The sequence below is a fragment of the Pigmentiphaga kullae genome (genome assembly GCF_004216695.1).
GTDB lineage: Bacteria > Pseudomonadota > Gammaproteobacteria > Burkholderiales > Burkholderiaceae_B > Pigmentiphaga > Pigmentiphaga kullae.
Map to the genome: position 1 here is coordinate 635,391 of NZ_SGXC01000002.1, position 17,648 is coordinate 653,038.

The window sequence follows — 17,648 nt, forward strand, 5'->3', positions numbered from 1 at the left end:
AATTTTTGGTTGAATTGAAAATATTGTCGGACAGAAATGGCGATATTCCATATCGGGAAAACTACCCGGTCCGAGAAGGAAAGCGCGCTTGCCGGATCGCGGTGCCTGGAGGAAGATGCATCTTGTCCTACAATTCCGTGTTCCCTTTGCGGTTCGTCCCTTCCGAGCATGGCGAAAGATCCGACCTCCTTCGTTCCCTTCTACCAGCCGCCGCAGGCCGAGCCGGCCCGCTCGGGCAGCGTGTCGGACTTCGTGCTGAACGAGATCGCGCGCCGCATCGTCGACGGGGTCTACAAGCCGGGGCAGCGCATTGTCGAGGCGGACGTCACCCGCGACCTGGGCGTCAGCCGCAGCTCGGTCCGGGAAGCCTTCAGGCGCCTGGAAACCAACCGCTTCGTGCGCATCGAACCCAATCGCGGCGCAACGGTGGCCACGCCGCGGCGTGAGGACATCGTCGCCCAGTTCCGCATCCGCGAGGTAATCTCCGGCCTGGGCGCGCGCGCCGCCGCGGAGCATGCGCACGAGCCGGGCAACCGGGAAATCGTCCAGGAACTGCTGGACGACATCGAGGCCCAGCGGCGCGCCGACGATCCGCGCAACCATCGTGCCGAGAACGGCCGCTTCCACCGGGCCATCAACAACATGTCGGGCATCCCGGACGTGGGTGAACTGCTGGACCAGTACAACTACCCGATCCTGCACACCATCTATTTCCGCGACCTGAACCGCGAGAACTGGCTGCTCAACCTGTCGGACCACGTCGACATCGCCCGCGCGGTGCTGCATGGCGATCCGGTGGCGGCCGAGCATTTCGCCCGCCAGCACATGCACAGGATGGTGGATATCGCGATCGAGATCGCGGACAGGCTGTTGGAGGAGGCGGCGCGTCAGCGCTGACCGGCAGGCGCGCTCAGGCGGCGACGGCGGGTGGTTCCAGGTCCGTCAGGAAGTGATCGCGCCATTCCTTGATGCTGTTGTCCTTGAGTACTCGCATCATGTGTTCGTGGCGCTCGCGTCTTTCCACCAGCGGCATGTCCAGGGCCTGGTCCAGGGCGCAGGCCATGGCGTCGATGTCGTAGGGGTTGACGATGATCGCGCCGTCGGCCAGTTCGTCGGCGGCCCCCGCGAATTCCGACAGCACCAGTACGCCGGGATCTTCGGGATCCTGCGCCGCCACGTATTCCTTGGCCACCAGGTTCATGCCGTCGCGCAGCGGCGTGACGAAGCCCACTTGCGAGGCCCGGAAGAAGGACAGCAGCGCGGCGCGTTCGTAGGCGCGGTTCATGTAGCGGATGGGCGTCCATGAAAGCTCGGTCCAGCGGCCGTTGATGTGGCCTGCGGTGCTTTCGAGCTGTCGCCGGATGTGGCGATAGCCTTCGACGTCCGAGCGAGAAGGCGGCGCGATCTGCACGAAGCTGACGTGGCCACGGTACGCCGGCCGAGATTCCAGCAGCCGCTCGAAGGCATTGAAGCGTTCGACCATGCCCTTGCTGTAGTCCAGGCGGTCGACGCTGATGATGAGCTTGCGCTCCTGCAATCCCTGCTTGAGCGTGGCGACCAGCTTGGAGCGGCTGCGCGCCTTGGACTTGCTCTGCACGTCGTCGGTCAGGATGCCGATGGGGTAGTGGCCCACGCGCACCGGTCCGGACGGCCCGCGCAGCGTGTCGCCGTCCCGGGGCAGGCCCAGGCGCCGCTGTGCATAGTCGAGGAAAGCCTGCGCATCGCCGCGGGTCTGGAAGCCCAGCAGGTCGTATTCGCACATCGCCTCGGCCAGGTCGCGGTGGGGCGGCACCGTGCGCAGGATGCCTTCCGGTGGAAAGGGCGTGTGCAGGAAGAAGCCCATGCGGTTGCGCAGTCCGAGGCGGCGGCAGGCGCGGGCGAAGGGGATGAGATGGTAGTCGTGTATCCAGAGCCGGTCGTCCTCGCCGACCAGTTCCTTCAGCATGCCGGCCAGCCTCTCGTTGACGGCCAGATAGCCCGCGTACTCGCGCGCATCGTAGCGGCTCAGGTCGATGCGGTAGTGGAAGGTGGGCCACAGCGTGCCGTTGGCGAAGCCCCGGTAATAGAGGTCGTACTCGCTGCGCGACAGGCCCGTGGTGGCGCAGTCTATGCGGCCGATGCGGTGAAAGGCGACCTCGGGGTCGGCGGTGTCCTCGATCTTGCCGTTCCAGCCGAACCAGAGTCCGTCCTGCCGCTTGAGCGCATCCAGCACGCCCACGGCCAGGCCTCCGGCGCTGCGCTTGCCCTCGGCCGCCGAGGCCACACGATTGGAAACGATCACGAGTCTGCTCATGTCCTGGTCCTTTATCCGTCGCGCGGGGCGCCGGCCGGCCCCCGCGCGGACAGGTCGTCCAGCCAGCGGGCAAGGGCGGCGGGATCGGGCAGCCGCCAGGGCGCCGAGGTGTCGCCGTCGCCGATCTTGATCGCGACGCCACCCAGGCGCGCCACGACGGCGAAGGCCGCCTCGTCGGTCAGGTCGTCGCCCGCCATCACGGGCAGGCGGGACGCGAAGGGCGCGACGGCCATGAAGCGCTCGACGGCGCTTCCCTTGTCCACGCCCCGAGGCTTGACCTCGGCCACCATCTTGCCGAACTGCAGCGCGTAGTCCGGCGCGAAGTCCGCGGCCACGGCGGCGACTTCCGCGCGGATACGCGCTTCCTGCCGTGGCGCATGGCGGTAGTGGATGGCGAATGAAATACCCTTGTCCTCCACGTATATGCCCGTCTGTCCGGCAACGACGTCTCGTAGCCGCGCCAGCAGCCCGGCCGCCCGTTCGCGGTCCACCGGCAGTTCCCATGCCTGGCCGCCGGGGCCGCGCCATTGGGCGCCGTGCAGGCCTGCCGCAGGCAGGCGCAGCGGATGCAGCAGGCGGTCGATGACGTCGATCGAGCGGCCCGAGACCACGGCCAGCGCGCCGCCCGTGGCGGCGGCCAGGCGCCCCAGCAGCGCCAGGGTGGCGCCGGGCACCCGCGCCGCTTCCGGGCTGGGAGCGATGGGGGCAAGGGTGCCGTCCAGGTCGAGGAACAGGGCGCATTGCGCCAGGTCCGGCGGGGGAGGTCTGCGTGCTTCCGATCCGGTCATCGTCCGTTGACGCGTCATCCGCGTATCGTTTTGACAACAGCCACAGATGGAATGGTAGGGAAGGGTGCCCGGGGGAGGGTGTTCATTTTGCGCATTTTTGTTTCCAGTTATCTCCTGGCGGCACCGTCATCCCTGTTGCATCAGCGAGCGCCGGTTGCGGTTGCGCATCTCGCCGGCCACTTCGCGCATGACGTCGATGAATAGCCGCGCGCCCTCGGGCAGCTCATCCGTGCCGAGCGTGGTCAGTCCCACCGCGGCGGCGGTGGGACTGGTGTCCACCGGCAGGGTCCTGGCCTGGCCATCGTCCAGGTCGTTTTCGATCACGCCGTAGGGCACGAACCAGATCGCATCGCCGGTGCGCATCAGGCTGCGCGCCATGGTGGACGACAGCGTCTCCACCAACTGCTGCGGCATCCCTATGCCGCTCGATTGCAGAAAGGTTTCGGCCGCGGGCCGGATGTAGGTGCCCTTCATGGGCAGCACCATGGGGTAGGCCCGCACGTCGGCCGGCTGGAGCGCGGCGGTGTCCAGCAGCGGGTGGCCGGGACGCACGGCCATGACCAGCGGCTCCATGTACAGGTGCTCGAAGGAGATGCCCACCATTTCCGACGGATGGCTGATGCGGCCGATGACCAGGTCCAGTTCCCGAAGCTTCAGGCGCACCAGCAGATCGGCATTGGTGCCGCCGTGCGCCGTGACCACCAGGTGGGAGTAGCGCGCCTGCATCTGGCGGATCGCGTTCGGCACCAGGTTGGCAGCCGCGGTGGGCAGGATGCCTATGCGCACGTGTTCGGGCGCCTTTTCTCCTGCGCCCAGGAGTTCGAAACCGTCGCGCAGCGCGCCGATGGCCTGAGCGGCGTGGCGCAGCAGGGTATGGCCGGCGGGTGTCAGCTCCAGTCCCTTGCGGTGCCGCAGCGCCAGCGTCTCGCCCGCGATCGCTTCCAGTTCGGCCAGGCTCTTGGACACCGCCGACGGCGTCTGCGCCAGGGCGTCTGCGGCCTTGAGCACGCTGCGATGGCTGGCCAGGGCGATCAGGCATTGCAGGTGGCGCAAACGCAGGCGAGGGTCGAGAGGGCGTAACATGATTTCCTTCTGCTCAATCAATTTGCCAAAAGATCAACCAATATTATGGCCCACGCTTCTATGATGGCGCGGACAGAAGGATGTCCGATGGCTGGGCATCCGCACAATCAGGAGGAGTGGGAAATGTCGAAATCCATGGTGCGCGCGCTGGGACTGGCGCTGGCATTGTCGGCCGCCTCGGGCGCGGCGTCGGCGCAGGGCGGTTATCCGGACAAGCCCGTCCGGTTCGTCGTCAACTTCACCGCCGGAGGTCCCCTGGACATCATGGCGCGCATGATGGGCGAGCGCCTCAACGCGATCTTCAAGCAGCCCTTCGTGGTCGAGAACAAGACCGGCAGCGGCGGCAACATTGGCGCCGCCGCGGTGGCCAACGCCGCGCCCGACGGCTACACGGTGCTGATCGGCCTGGATTCGACTTTCACGGTCAATCCCAGCCTGTATGCGTCGCAGGGTTTCAGCCCGGACCAGTTGAAGCCGGTGATGCGCCTGGCGTCCTCGGGCATGCTGATCGCCGCCCACCCGTCGGCCAAGGCCGATACGCTGAAGGGGCTGGTCGAGCGCGGCCACAAGGATCCGGTCACGTTCAGCTCGGCGGGCAACGGTTCGCCCGGCCACCTGAGCCTGAGCATGTTGCAGCAGGCCACCGGGATGAAGATCAACCACATCCCGTATCGAGGCAACGCGCCGGCGGTGCTGGCGCTGGTGTCGGGCGAGGTCCAGGCCGCCGCGCTGGCCACGCCGGGCCTCCTGCAGCACGTCAACGCAGGCACCTTGAAGGCCTTGGCCGTGACCGGCAGCCAGCGTTCGCCGCTGCTGCCGTCGGTGCCGACCACGGCCGAACTGGGGTATCCGGAGGTGCGCCAGGATGTGTTGTATCTTGCGATGGTGCCGGCGCAGACGCCGGACGCCGTCGTCCAGACCCTGCGCAAGGCGATGGAGCAGGTGCTGGCGCAGCCCGACGTGCAGCAGCGCCTGCGCGCGATGGATTTCACGCTGGGTACCCTGGACGGAGACGCCGCGGCCAAGGAACTGGCCAGCGTGCGGGAACGCTATGCAAAGATCATCAAGTCGGCCGGCATGAAGGTCGACTGACAACGGAGCCGGTACAGTTCGCATGACCAACTTCATCTTCATCCTGGCCGACGACCTCGGCTACGCCGATCTGGGCTGCTACGGCGGCCGCAAGCCCGTGTCGCCCAACCTGGACCGCATGGCCGCGCGCGGCATCCGCTTCACGCAGGGCTATTCCAATTCCCCCGTGTGTTCGCCCACGCGCTTCGGCCTGATCACCGGCCGCTACCAGTACCGCCTGCGCGGCGCGGCCGAGGAACCCATGACCGGCCGGTTCCGGGGCAGCACCGAGATCGGCCTGCCGCCGGCGCATCCCACGCTGCCGTCGCTGCTGCGCGAGCGGGGGTATCGCACCGCGCTGATCGGCAAGTGGCACCTGGGCTATCCGCCGCACTTCGGTCCGGAGAAAAGCGGCTACGAGTATCACATCGGCCCCCTGTCGGGCGGCGTCAGCTACTTCAGCCACGTGGACCGCATGGGCAAACACGATCTGGTGCGCGACGGCGAGCCCGTCAACTACGACGGCCACTACCTGACGGACCTGCTTACCGACGAAGCCGAGACCTATCTGCGCGCACGCGCAGGCGACCGCCAGCCGTTCCTGCTGAGCCTGCACTACACCGCGCCGCACTGGCCCTGGGAGACCCGCGCGCAAGGGCGATCCAATCCCGAGACCGACCAGGACATCCGCCACCTGGACGGCGGTTCCGTCCACGTCTACGGCGAGATGATCAAGGCGCTGGACGAAGGCTGCGGACGGGTGCTGAAGGCGCTGGACGACCTGGGCCTGGCCGAGGACACGGTGGTCATTTTCACCAGCGACAACGGCGGCGAACGCTTCTCGGACACCTGGCCGCTGGTGGGGGGCAAGATGGACCTGACCGAAGGCGGCATCCGCGTCCCCTACATCGTGCAGTGGGGCGACCGGATCGCGCCCGGCTCGGTATCGGCGCAGCAGTGCATGACGATGGACTGGACCGCGACCATGCTGGACATCGCCGGCGTGCCCGCCCATCCCGATTATCCGTTCGACGGCGTGTCCATGCTGCCGGTGCTGCGCGAGCCGGCACACGAGTTCCCGCGCGAGCTGTTCTGGCGCATGAACTACCGCAGCCAGCGCGCCTTGCGCGACGGGCCGTGGAAGTACCTGGCGGTCGAGGGCAACGAGTACCTGTTCGACCTGTCGGTGGACGAGCGCGAACGGGCCAACCAGGCGCGCCGCGAGCCCGAGCGCCTGGCCAGGATGCGGTCGCGTTGCGACGACTGGGATGCCGTCTTCGGCGCGATTCCGGCCGATGCCCGCAGCGAGCTGGTTTATACGGACAAGGATATGCCCAGCCGGTGACCGCTCCGTGCGCAGGGCGCACGGGTCATGTCACAATGCGGGCACCAGGCCCGCCCCTCGAAGGGCGCATGGCGCTTGAGGGGGGCCACCTTGAACCTGAACCAGCTCGACCTGAATCTGCTCCTGATCTTCGATGCGATGATGCGCACCCGCAGCGTCACGCAGACCGGAGAGCGAGTGGGGTTGTCGCAGTCGGCCACCAGCAATTCCCTGCAGCGCCTGCGCCAGGCCTTCGGCGATCCGCTGTTCGTGCGAACGCCCGCGGGCATGCAGCCCACGGCGCTCGCGCTGGACATGGAGGCAGATATCCGCGCCGCGCTGGATCGACTGCGCTTCGCCGTCGAGCGCGACCGCCAGTTCGATCCGGCCGCTTCGCGCCGCACCTTCCGGCTGCTGTTGAGCGACATCGCCCAGCACTCGCATCTGCCAACCTTCGTGGCCATGATGCGCGCCCAGGCGCCGGGGGTGGACCTGATCAGCCTGTCGCTTCCCCTGCGGGAGGCGCGCCAGGCCATGGCCGACGGCGAACTCGATCTGGCAGTGGGTTTTCTGCCAGACCTGGGCGCGGATTTCCACCGGCAGGCACTGTTCACGGAACGCTGGGTATGTCTGGTCAGCGCCCGCCATCCCTTCATTGGCACGTCCATGACCCGCGACCAGTACCTGGACGCGCCGCACCTGAGCTATCGTCCCTCGGCCTCCATCCACGCGTCGCTCGACGCACTGCTGGAGAGCCAGTTCTCGGGGCAGGGAGTGCGCCGGCGGGTCGTGTTGTCGGTGCCGTACTTCAGCGGACTGGCCGCGACCATCGCACAGTCGGACCTGGTCCTGACGGTGCCCCACGGGCCCGCATTGTCTCTGTCGCGCCAGCAGGAACTGCGCATCGTGCCGCTGCCCGTTGAGCTGCCTCCCATCGATCTCAACATGCAGTGGCACGATCGCATGCACCGCGACCCGGGCAATGCCTGGTTCCGCCAGATGTTCGCCGCCAACTACTGCGCAGGGTGCTGAGTGTCGCGACACGCGTCGCGGTAGTTCAGGGATATCCCTCGATATCCGCATCGTCCATTTCCACCATTCAGACTTTCCATTGGACCGGGTAGGGGCTGCTTCCTAAGATGGCCGGCTGTGGCGGTATAGCCGCCCGATCGAGCATCGATACAAGGAAGAAACATGTCGGGACCCCAGCTTGCCTCAGAAGTCGTCATTCCCCCTTCGCCGGCGTTGCCGGCTCGTCGCGAGCTTTACTACGGCGGACAGTGGCAACGTCCGCGGGGCGGCTACGCGCCGACCTGGAATCCCGCGACAGGGGAGTCGCTGGGCGATTGCGCCCAAGCCAATGCCGAGGACGTGGATGCCGCCGTGCAGGCGGCGCGCGCGGCCTTTCCCGCTTGGAGCCGCATGAAGCCGCTCGAGCGCGCCGCGCGGATGCGGCGCGTGGCCGGCGTGTTGCGCGAGCATGCCGGCGAGCTTGCCATGCTGGATGCCGCCAATTGCGGCAGCCCGGTGGCCGAGATGGTGCGCGACGCGATGCTTGCCGCCGCGCAGTTCGATTTCTTCGCCGGCCTGGTGACCGAGATCAAGGGCGACACCATTCCCATGGGCGAGGGCATGGTGAACATGTCGGTGCGCGAACCCTATGGCGTGGTGGGGCGCATCGTGGCCTACAACCATCCCCTGATGTTCACCGCCGCCAAGAGCGCGGCGCCGCTGGCGGCGGGCAATACGGTGGTGATGAAGCCGCCGGTGCAGGCGCCGTTGTCGGCTTATCGATGGATGGAACTGATCGACGGCATCCTGCCCCCGGGCGTGCTCAACGTCGTCACGGGGGGAACGGAATGCGGCGCGGCGCTGGCGGTCCATCCCGATGTTCCCTTCGTCTCGCTGATCGGCAGCGTGGGCACCGGGCGAGCGGTGGCCAGGGCGGGCGCGGAGCGTCTCAAGCGCATCACGCTCGAACTGGGGGGCAAGAATGCCTGCATCGTCTATCCCGACGCGGATCTCGAACGCGCCAGCTCGGGCGCCGTGGCCGGCATGAATTTCACGTGGAGCGGGCAGTCCTGCGGGTCGACCTCGCGCCTGTTCGTGCACGAGTCCGTCCACGACGAGGTGGTGGCGCGGGTGCTGGAGAAGATCCGCCACTACCGGCCGGGCATGCCGACCGACCCGGCCACGACCATGGGAGCCATCGTCTCGCAGGCCCAGCTGGACAAGATCATGGGCTACATCGACATCGGCATCGGCGAAGGCGCAACCCTGGCCTACGGCGGCAAGCGGCCGCGGAACCCTGAGCTGGCCAGGGGCTTCTTCGTCGAGCCCACCGTGTTCACCGGCGTGACGGCCGACATGCGTATCGCCAACGAGGAGATCTTCGGGCCGGTCCTGTCGGTGCTGAAGTGGTCGGACGAAGAAGCCCTGTTCGAACAGGTGAACGCCGTCGAATACGGATTGACCGGGGCGGTCTTCACCCGGGACCTGGCGCAGGCCCACCGGGCGGCCGGACGCATCCAGTCGGGTTTCGTCTGGGTCAATCATGCCGGTCCGCATTTCCTGGGGACCAGCTATGGCGGCTACAAGCAATCGGGTATCGGCCGCGACGAGTCCATCGAGGAACTGCTTTCCTATACGCAGGGAAAGAACATCAACATCGTGTATTGAGTCCGGCATGGCCGGCAGACAAGGATAACGATATGAGACAACTTCTGGGCGGCCTGTGCGCCGCATTGGGCATGATCGCGCCGATGGCCGCGCAGGCGCAGGCGTGGAGTCCTTCCCGGCCGATCACCATCGTCGTGCCTGTGCCGCCGGGTTCGAGCACCGATATCCTCGCCCGCATCCTGGCGGAGCGGCTGCCGCCGGCGTTGGGGCAGACCGTGGTGGTCACCAACCGGCCCGGCGCCAGCGGCCTGATCGGCGCGGCTGCCGTGGCGCGTGCCGAGCCGGACGGACATACGCTGCTCCTGAGCGCCAGCACGCTGTTCGGCGCGCCCCATGTGTTGCCCAAGGGCGCGGGCGGCGGCGTCGACGTGATCCGGGATCTGGCGCCGGTGGTCAAGACGGCCTCCTCGCCGCTGGTCATCCTCGCCAATCCTCAGCTCGGGGTGAGGACGCCGCAGGAACTGGTGGCCTACCTGAAGAAGCATCCCGGTCTGCCTTACGCATCCTCGGGCAACGGATCGCCCCAGCACATCGCGGGCCAGCTGTTCATGAAGGCGACCGGAACCACGATGATCCACGTGCCGTACAAGGGGGTCATGCCCGCGGTGACCGATACGGTAAGCGGGCAGATCAAGCTGGCTTTCGGCGCGCTGGGAGGGGTCGGCGGGTTCATCGACGGCGGCCAGCTGGTGGCGGTGGCAGTCGCGGAGAAGCGGCGTACCAGCCTGCTGCCCAACGTCTCGACCCTGACGGAAGCAGGTATAGATGGCGTGGAGCTGAACGTGTTTTTCCCCGTGCTGGCACCAGCCGGCACGCCGGCCGCGGCGATCCGGCGCCTGAACCGCGAAATCGGCGCGATCATGCAGGCGCCCGAGGTCAGGGAAAAGATGCGTGCCTCGGGCGTCGAGACGCTGGGAGGATCGGTGGAGGACGCGGTTCGGGAGGTGAAGGCGGAGTACGACCGCTATGGCAGCGTCGTGGCGGAATTCGGTATCAAGGAGGAGTAGGCGCAGCGCGGAACCGACGCGCGGCCTGACAGGTCCAAGCGGCATGCGGCCCGGAAATGTCGCCCGCGTGTGGGTGGCATGGCCAAATAGTCATGGACCTGTAACCGTCCTGCGGATAGAATCGCGCCGTTCATCAACTGTGGAGGCCCTGACGTGGGTACTTGTACGAGTGGCAGTAGTCGGCCGGTCCTCGTGATCGGCGAACCCTCGGCGAGATAGCGCGCAGGTTTCCTTCGCCGCCGTCTCGCCGCAAGGCGGGAGGCGGCTCCAGCCGCGGCGTTCGCGCGCGGCCCATCCCCCCCTCCTGATACTGTCTGCCGCCAGGCGCGGCGGCTCCGCCATGCCCATGTCGTGCCTCCACCCCGATTCCCGAGGAGGATCCGTGCGCATCGATCGTTTCCCGCTTCGCGGCCACCGTGCCGCCGGTCCGCCGCGGTGGCGGCTGGCGCTGGCCCTCGCGGCCTGCTGCGGCGCCAGCCCCGCCCAGGCGGCCCGCCCCATGATCACCGACGATGCCCGCATCGTCGATGCCAAGTCCTGCCAGGTGGAAAGCTGGGTCCGGCGCAATGACGACAGCACCGAATACTGGGCCATGCCGGCCTGCAATCCCACCGGCAACCTGGAACTGACGCTGGGCGGCGCGCGCGGCCGGCTGGATGGACGCGTGCGCACGACGGACGTGCAGTTCCAGGTCAAGACGCTGCTCAAGCCGCTGGAGACGGACGGCTGGGGCGTGGGCGTGGCGGCCGGGACGGTCCGCCATCCCCATGCGGCGGGGGCGTCGCGCGATTGGTATGCCTACGTGCCGGCCAGCGTTTCCCTTGCCGGCGATCGGGTGGTCGTGCACGGCAACCTGGGATGGATGGACGCGGCCGACGCGGGCAGCCGCCACGCGACCTGGGGCTTGGGGTCCGAGACCCGGCTGGCCGAACGCACGTGGCTGATTGCCGAGACCTTCGGGCACGACCGGCGCAAGCCGTCCTACCAGTTCGGCCTGCGCCATTGGCTGGTGCCGGACCGCGTGCAGATCGACGTGACCTACGGGAACCGGATGGGGGCGGGCAGGGAGGAACGATGGATCTCCCTCGGCCTGCGCCTGCTGTCGCCAGCCTTCCTGCCCTGACGCATTTTTCATCGATACACGAGAACCATGCCCGACCCAGGACATTCACCGCCTGCCTGAACGCGCGACGCAGCGTGAAGCAGGCAGGCCGACTACCGGAGAAGAACAATGAACTTCATGCTGCTCAAGGCCTTTTTCGCGGGTTTTCTTCGTACCCGCCACATCTCCCGCCACTTCCGCCGGCTGGCGCTGCTGGATACGCTGGCCCGCACCGGCGTCAGCCGCGAGTTGCCGCCGGGCCTGACGAAAACGCTGGTCGCCGCGGCCAAGGGTGACGCCAGCGAACTGCTGAAACACCTGGACAGCCACGAGGACGGCCTGTCGGAAAACCAGGCCGAGGCCATACGCGAGCGCGTGGGTCCGAACGAAGTCGAACACGAGAAGCCGCTGCCCTGGTGGATGCATCTGTGGCACTGCTACCGGAATCCGTTCAACCTCCTGTTGACCCTGCTGGCGGCGATCTCCTATTTGACCGAGGACACCAAGGCCGCGCTCGTCATCGGCACGATGATCGTGCTGTCGACGCTGCTGCGCTTCTGGCAGGAAGGCAAATCCAACCGCGCCGCCGACGCGCTCAAGGCCATGGTCGGCAATACCGCCACGGTGGTGCGGCGCGATGCCGCCGAGGATGCCGCGCCGCTGTTCGAGCACTACTACGGCGTCCACCTGCGCGCCCGCCCGGCGCGGCGCGTGGAGCTGCCGATCTGGATGCTGGTGCCGGGCGACGTGATCGCGCTGGCGGCGGGCGACATGATTCCGGCCGATTGCCGCATCCTGTCGGCCAAGGACTTGTTCGTATCGCAGGCGGCGATGACGGGCGAGGCCATGCCGGTCGAGAAATTCGCGCTTCATCGCAACGCCAGGACGCTGAACCCGCTGGAGCTGGAGAACATCCTGTTCATGGGGACCAACGTGGTCTCGGGCGCGGCCACCGCGGTGGTGGTGGGCACCGGCAACCAGACCTATTTCGGCATGCTGGCCGGCCGCGTCACCGCAGTCGACCGGGGCCAGACCTCGTTCCAGGCCGGTGTGAACAAGGTGAGCTGGCTGCTGATCCGCTTCATGTTCGTGATGGCGCCGCTGGTGCTGCTGATCAACGGCTTCACCAAGGGCGACTGGATGGAGGCGCTGCTGTTCGCGCTGTCCATCGCGGTCGGTCTGACGCCCGAGATGCTGCCGATGATCGTGACTTCCACGCTGGCCAAGGGCGCGGTGTTCCTGTCGCGCAAGAAAGTCATCGTCAAGCGGCTCGACGCCATCCAGAACTTCGGCGCGATGGACGTCCTGTGCACCGACAAGACCGGCACGCTGACGCAGGACCGCATCTTCCTGGCCCGCCACGTCGATGCCTGGGGCGAGGATGCCGATGCCGTGCTGGAGCTGGCCTACCTGAACAGCTACTACCAGACGGGGCTGAAGAACCTGCTGGATGTGGCCGTGCTGGAACACGCCGAGATGCAGCGCGAACTGGAACCCGCCGCGAACTTCCGCAAGGTGGATGAGATTCCGTTCGACTTCGAGCGGCGCCGGATGTCGGTGGTGGTGGCCGAGCATGACGACCATCACCTGATCATCACCAAGGGCGCGGTCGAGGAAATCCTGTCGGTCTGCACCCGGGTGCGCCGCGGCGCGGACACCGATGCCCTGACTCCCGCGGTGCTGGCGGACATCCGCCGGGTGACGGCCGGGTTCAACGGGGAAGGGCTGCGGGTGGTCGCGGTGGCGGCCCGGGAGCAGTTGCCCGGACAGGAAGCCTTCGGCGTGGCCGACGAGCGGGATCTGACCCTGATCGGCTACGTGGCCTTCCTCGATCCTCCCAAGGAGTCCACCGCGCCGGCCCTGGAGGCGCTGGCCCGGCACGGTGTGGCGGTCAAGGTGCTGACCGGCGACAACGAACTGGTCACGGCCAAGATCTGCCGCGAGGTGGGGCTGGCGCAGCAGGGGCTGCTGCTGGGCGGCGACATCGAAGGCATGGACGATCGCGAGCTGGCGCAGGCGGTCGAGCGCCACAATGTCTTCGCCCGGCTGACCCCCACGCACAAGGAGCGCATCGTGCGCCTGCTCAAGGCCAACGGCCACGTGGTGGGATTCCTGGGCGACGGCATCAACGACGCGCCCGCGCTGCGCGCCGCGGACATCGGCATCTCGGTGGACACGGCGGTGGACATCGCCAAGGAAGCCGCCGACATCATCCTGCTCGAAAAGAGCCTGATGGTGCTGGAGGAGGGCGTGCAGGAAGGGCGCCGCACTTTCGCCAACATGCTGAAGTACATCAAGATGACGGCCAGCTCGAATTTCGGCAACGTGTTCTCGGTACTGGTGGCCTCGGCTTTCATCCCGTTCCTGCCCATGCTGCCCATGCACCTGCTGGTGCAGAACCTGCTGTACGACATCTCGCAGATCGCCATTCCGTTCGACCACGTGGACGACGAACTGCTGCAAAAGCCGCAGCGCTGGCAGCCCGGGGACATCGGCCGCTTCATGGTGTTCTTCGGGCCGATCAGCTCGGTGTTCGACATCACGACCTACGCGATGATGTGGTTCGTGTTCGGCGCGAACTCGCCCGCGCACCAGACGCTGTTCCAGTCGGGCTGGTTCGTGGTGGGACTGCTGACGCAGACCCTGATCGTGCACATGATCCGCACGCCCCGGATCCCGTTCATCCAGAGCCGCGCCGCCGTGCCGCTGATGGTAATGACGGCCGCCATCATGGCGATCGGCATCTTCCTGCCGATGGGACCGCTGGCGCACTACTTCAAGCTGCAGGCGTTGCCGCCGCTGTATTTCGTGTTCCTGCCGGTCATCCTGCTGGCGTACATGGGGTTGACCCAGGAGATGAAGGGCCTCTATGTGCGCCGCTACGGCTGGCAATAGGCGGTTTGGCCCGGGAGCTGGCGAAGACGCCTATGCTCAACGCGAACCCCGGCACCCCTGGAAAAACAAAAGCCGGAGCAAGCTCCGGCCAAAAAACACCCCAGGAGAGCGACAGGAAAGGCGAACCGCAGATTCGCCCCCCCGCCAGCCTATTGGTACCCCAGGATGCGGAGGATCCGGCTCCGCCGGTCCTCGCGCATCGCCCCCGGGACCCGGCGCCGGGCCGCCCCAAGGCGGGTCCCGGCCCCCTTGGGGGGCTGCCGCGTAGCGGCTGGGGGCCCACCATTCGGGGCGCGCGTCAGCGCGTAGGGGGGGGCCTACATAGGCATCATGTTCGCGTTCATGTTGTGCAGCACCCATGCGGAGCCGCCCACGATGATCGCGATGATGAGCACGGTGAAGACGAAGGACGACAGGTTCTCGCGCTGCTCGGGCGAAGTGCCCATGTGCAGGAAGAACACCAGCTGGACCAGCAGTTGCAGCACGCACAGCACGACGATGGCCGAGACGGCGGCAAAGCCCGTCAGGGCGCCGGTCATTACCACGCCGAAGGACAGCGCGGTCAGCACGATGCAGAGGACGAATCCGACCAGATAGGACTTGACTGAACCGTGGCTGGCGTGGGAATCGTGGCCTTCGGCGGTGGAAGAGTGTTGCGCCATTACAGGGCTCCCATCAGGTAGACGAAGGTGAACACGCAGATCCAGACCAGGTCCAGGAAGTGCCAGAACAGGCTCAGGCAGGCCATGCGCCGGCGCACGATCGGGTCCAGGCCATGGCGGCTGATCATGTGCATCATCACGGCCATCCAGATCAGGCCCGAGGTCACGTGCAGGCCGTGGGTGCCGACCAGGGTGAAGAAGGCCGACAGGTAGGCGCTGCGCTGGGGGCCGGCACCCTCGGCGATCAGGTGATGGAATTCATAGATTTCCATGCCGATGAAGCCGGCGCCGAACAGGAAGGTGACCGCCATCCAGGCCAGCACCTTGCCGCGTTGCCCGGCATGCAGAGCCAGCATGGCCATGCCGAAGGTCACGCTGCTGACCAGCAGCAGCATGGTCTCGGTCAGCACGAACGACAGGTCGAACAGCTCGCTGCCATGCGGCCCGCCAGCGGTCGCGCCCGACAGCACGGCGAACGTCGCGAACAGCACCGAGAAAATGAGCAAATCGCTCATCAGATAGATCCAGAACCCCAGTACGGTCTTGGATCCATCGTCGTGATGCTCATGCCCCCCATGGGCATGATGATCGCCACCATCCTGGCGATGCGTATGAAGAATTGCTGCGCTACTCATATCAATCTTTAAAAAACCGGCGCTTCGCACCGAGACACTGCTACACGACCCAGGATGCGGTGGATCCGGCTTTGCCGGTCCACCCGCATCGCCCCCTGGGGGGCGCGCGTAAGCGCGTAGGGGGGATTTTCTACGCCGCCTGCTTCAGCGACTCGTAGTGGGCGTTCTCGATGCGCGCCACCTCGTCGGCCTTGACGTAGTAGTCCACGTCGCGGTCGTAGGCGCGGGCGATGAAGGCGCCGATCATGCCGGCCAGTCCCAGGCCGGCCAGCCACCAGATGTGCCAGACCAGGGCGAAGCCGAGCAGGGTACCCGCCACGCCGATGTAGACGCCGGCGCCGGTGTTGCGCGGCATGTGGATGTCTTCGTAGCGGGCGGGACGCTGGTAGGCGACGCCGGTTTCCTTGTCATGCCAGAACTGATCGAGGTGGGACACTTGGGGCACCTTTGCGAAGTTGTAGAACGGCGGAGGAGAGGGAATGGACCATTCCAACGTACGGCCACCCCAGGGGTCGCCGTCGAAGTCGACGTTCTTCTTGCGGTCGCGGATGCTGACGAAGATCTGCAGCAGCAGGAAGAAGATGCCCAGCGCGATGATGACCGCGCCCACCCAGGCGACGATCAGGTACGGTTGCCAGGCCGGGTTGTCGTAGTGGTTCAGGCGGCGCGTCATGCCCATGAAGCCGAGGATGTACAGCGGCATGAAGGCCATGAAGAAGCCGATGAACCAGCACCAGAACGAATACTTGCCCAGGCGCTCGTTCAGCTTGAAGCCGAAGGCCTTGGGGAACCAGTACACCATGGCGGCGATACACCCGAACACGACACCGCCGATGATGGTGTTGTGGAAGTGGGCGATCAGGAACAGGCTGTTGTGCAGCACGAACGAGACCGCGGGAATCGCCATCAGCACGCCGGTCATGCCGCCGATCACGAAGGTGATCATGAAGCCCAGCGTCCACAGCACGGGGGTGGTGATCTCGACCCGGCCGCGGTACATCGTGAACAGCCAGTTGAAGATCTTCACGCCCGTGGGCACCGAGATGATCATCGTCGCGATGCCGAAGAAGGCATTGACGTTGGCCCCCGAGCCCATGGTGAAGAAGTGGTGCAGCCAGACCAGGAACGACAGCACGCCGATCGCGGCCGTGGCGTAGACCATGGACTTGTAGCCGAACAGCGACTTGCGCGAGAAGGTGGCGATGATTTCCGAGAACGCGCCGAAGCAGGGCAGGATCAGGATGTAGACCTCGGGGTGGCCCCAGATCCAGATCAGGTTCACGTACATCATCACGTTGCCGCCGAGCTCGTTCGTGAAGAAGTGCATGCCCAGGTAGCGGTCGGCGGTCAGCAGCGCCAGCGTGGCCGTCAGCACCGGGAAGGCGGCGACGATCAGGATGTTGGTGACCAGCGCGGTCCAGGTGAACACCGGCATCTTCATCATCGTCATGCCGGGCGCGCGCATGCGCAGGATGGTGACGATGAAGTTGATGCCGCTTAGCGTCGTTCCCAGCCCTGACAACTGCAAGGCCCAGATGTAGTAATCGACCCCCACGCCCGGGCTGTAGTCCAGCCCCGACAGCGGCGGATAGGCCAGCCAGCCGGTGGCGGCGAATTCGCCCACGAACAGCGACATCATGATCAGCACGATGCCGCCGCCGAACAGCCAGAAGCTGAGCGAGTTCAGGAACGGGTAGGCCACGTCGCGGGCGCCGATCTGCAGCGGCACGACGATGTTCATCAGGCCCGTGATGAAGGGCATGGCCATGAAGAAGATCATGATCACGCCGTGGGCGGTGAAGATCTGGTCGTAGTGGTGCGGCGGCAGGTAGCCGGCCGAGTCGCTCGAGGCGATGGCCAGCTGCGTGCGCATCATGATGGCATCGGCGAATCCGCGCAGCAGCATGATCAGCGCCACGATGATGTACATGATGCCGATGCGCTTGTGGTCCACCGTGGTCAGCCATTCCTTCCACAGGTAGGTCCACTTGCCGTAATAGGTGACGGCGCCAAGCATGGCGGCACCCAGAATGACGACCGCGGCCAGCGTGACCATGACGATGGGTTCATGGTACGGGATGGCATCCAGGGTCAGTTTCCCGAACATCG

Annotated in this window: 14 protein-coding genes; 8 read left to right on the plus strand and 6 right to left on the minus strand. The window is 66.5% G+C overall.

What is annotated here, in order from left to right:
- Positions 1-168 precede the first annotated feature (168 nt).
- Positions 169-897 (plus strand): GntR family transcriptional regulator, encoded by a 729-nt coding sequence (locus tag EV675_RS17355; protein ID WP_130358475.1) that lies wholly within the window; start codon positions 169-171, stop codon positions 895-897.
- A gap of 13 nt (positions 898-910) precedes the next feature.
- On the opposite strand, the gene EV675_RS17360 is transcribed toward EV675_RS17355, so the two are convergent.
- The 3 genes from EV675_RS17360 to EV675_RS17370 all read right to left on the minus strand — a co-directional run bounded on the left by EV675_RS17360 (position 911) and on the right by EV675_RS17370 (position 4,164).
- On the minus strand, positions 911-2,293 hold the full coding sequence (locus tag EV675_RS17360; RefSeq protein WP_130358476.1) for an alpha,alpha-trehalose-phosphate synthase (UDP-forming): 1,383 nt from the start codon (positions 2,291-2,293) through the stop codon (positions 911-913).
- A gap of 11 nt (positions 2,294-2,304) precedes the next feature.
- Complete coding sequence (gene otsB / locus EV675_RS17365) at positions 2,305-3,099, minus strand: trehalose-phosphatase (protein WP_130358477.1); 795 nt, start codon at positions 3,097-3,099, stop codon at positions 2,305-2,307.
- Positions 3,100-3,207: 108 nt separating this feature from the next.
- Positions 3,208-4,164, minus strand: coding sequence for a LysR substrate-binding domain-containing protein (locus tag EV675_RS17370; RefSeq protein ID WP_130358478.1), 957 nt, complete (start codon positions 4,162-4,164; stop codon positions 3,208-3,210).
- Positions 4,165-4,287: 123 nt separating this feature from the next.
- Here EV675_RS17370 and EV675_RS17375 point away from each other — a divergent pair, with 123 nt between their 5' ends.
- The 7 genes from EV675_RS17375 (at position 4,288) to mgtA (ending at position 14,242) form a co-directional block, all read left to right on the plus strand.
- Positions 4,288-5,256, plus strand: a complete 969-nt coding sequence (locus EV675_RS17375) for a Bug family tripartite tricarboxylate transporter substrate binding protein (RefSeq protein ID WP_130358479.1) — start codon at positions 4,288-4,290, stop codon at positions 5,254-5,256.
- Between the two features lie 22 nt (positions 5,257-5,278).
- Positions 5,279-6,580, plus strand: coding sequence for a sulfatase family protein (locus EV675_RS17380; protein ID WP_130358480.1), 1,302 nt, complete (start codon positions 5,279-5,281; stop codon positions 6,578-6,580).
- A gap of 90 nt (positions 6,581-6,670) precedes the next feature.
- Positions 6,671-7,591 carry a LysR family transcriptional regulator gene (locus EV675_RS17385; protein WP_165404638.1) on the plus strand — a complete coding sequence of 307 codons (921 nt, stop codon included), beginning with the start codon at positions 6,671-6,673 and terminating at the stop codon, positions 7,589-7,591.
- A gap of 162 nt (positions 7,592-7,753) precedes the next feature.
- A complete protein-coding gene (locus tag EV675_RS17390; RefSeq protein ID WP_130358482.1) occupies positions 7,754-9,238 on the plus strand; it encodes an aldehyde dehydrogenase family protein in 1,485 nt (494 codons plus the stop codon).
- Positions 9,239-9,270: 32 nt separating this feature from the next.
- Positions 9,271-10,245 carry a Bug family tripartite tricarboxylate transporter substrate binding protein gene (locus tag EV675_RS17395; protein WP_130358483.1) on the plus strand — a complete coding sequence of 325 codons (975 nt, stop codon included), beginning with the start codon at positions 9,271-9,273 and terminating at the stop codon, positions 10,243-10,245.
- 382 nt (positions 10,246-10,627) lie between these two features.
- Positions 10,628-11,368, plus strand: a complete 741-nt coding sequence (locus tag EV675_RS17400) for a hypothetical protein (protein ID WP_242621478.1) — start codon at positions 10,628-10,630, stop codon at positions 11,366-11,368.
- 108 nt (positions 11,369-11,476) lie between these two features.
- Complete coding sequence (gene mgtA, locus EV675_RS17405; RefSeq protein WP_130358484.1) at positions 11,477-14,242, plus strand: magnesium-translocating P-type ATPase; 2,766 nt, start codon at positions 11,477-11,479, stop codon at positions 14,240-14,242.
- 317 nt (positions 14,243-14,559) lie between these two features.
- On the opposite strand, the gene cyoD is transcribed toward mgtA, so the two are convergent.
- From cyoD to cyoB, 3 genes are all read right to left on the minus strand, one after another.
- Entirely contained in the window at positions 14,560-14,904 is a 345-nt protein-coding gene (cyoD, locus tag EV675_RS17410; RefSeq protein WP_087840082.1) for a cytochrome o ubiquinol oxidase subunit IV, read from the minus strand.
- Positions 14,904-15,539 (minus strand): cytochrome o ubiquinol oxidase subunit III, encoded by a 636-nt coding sequence (gene cyoC, locus EV675_RS17415; RefSeq protein WP_130358485.1) that lies wholly within the window; start codon positions 15,537-15,539, stop codon positions 14,904-14,906. The genes cyoD and cyoC overlap by 1 nt, the downstream gene beginning before the upstream one ends.
- 130 nt (positions 15,540-15,669) lie before the next feature.
- A complete protein-coding gene (gene cyoB / locus EV675_RS17420; protein WP_130358486.1) occupies positions 15,670-17,646 on the minus strand; it encodes a cytochrome o ubiquinol oxidase subunit I in 1,977 nt (658 codons plus the stop codon).
- Positions 17,647-17,648: the final 2 nt, after the last annotated feature.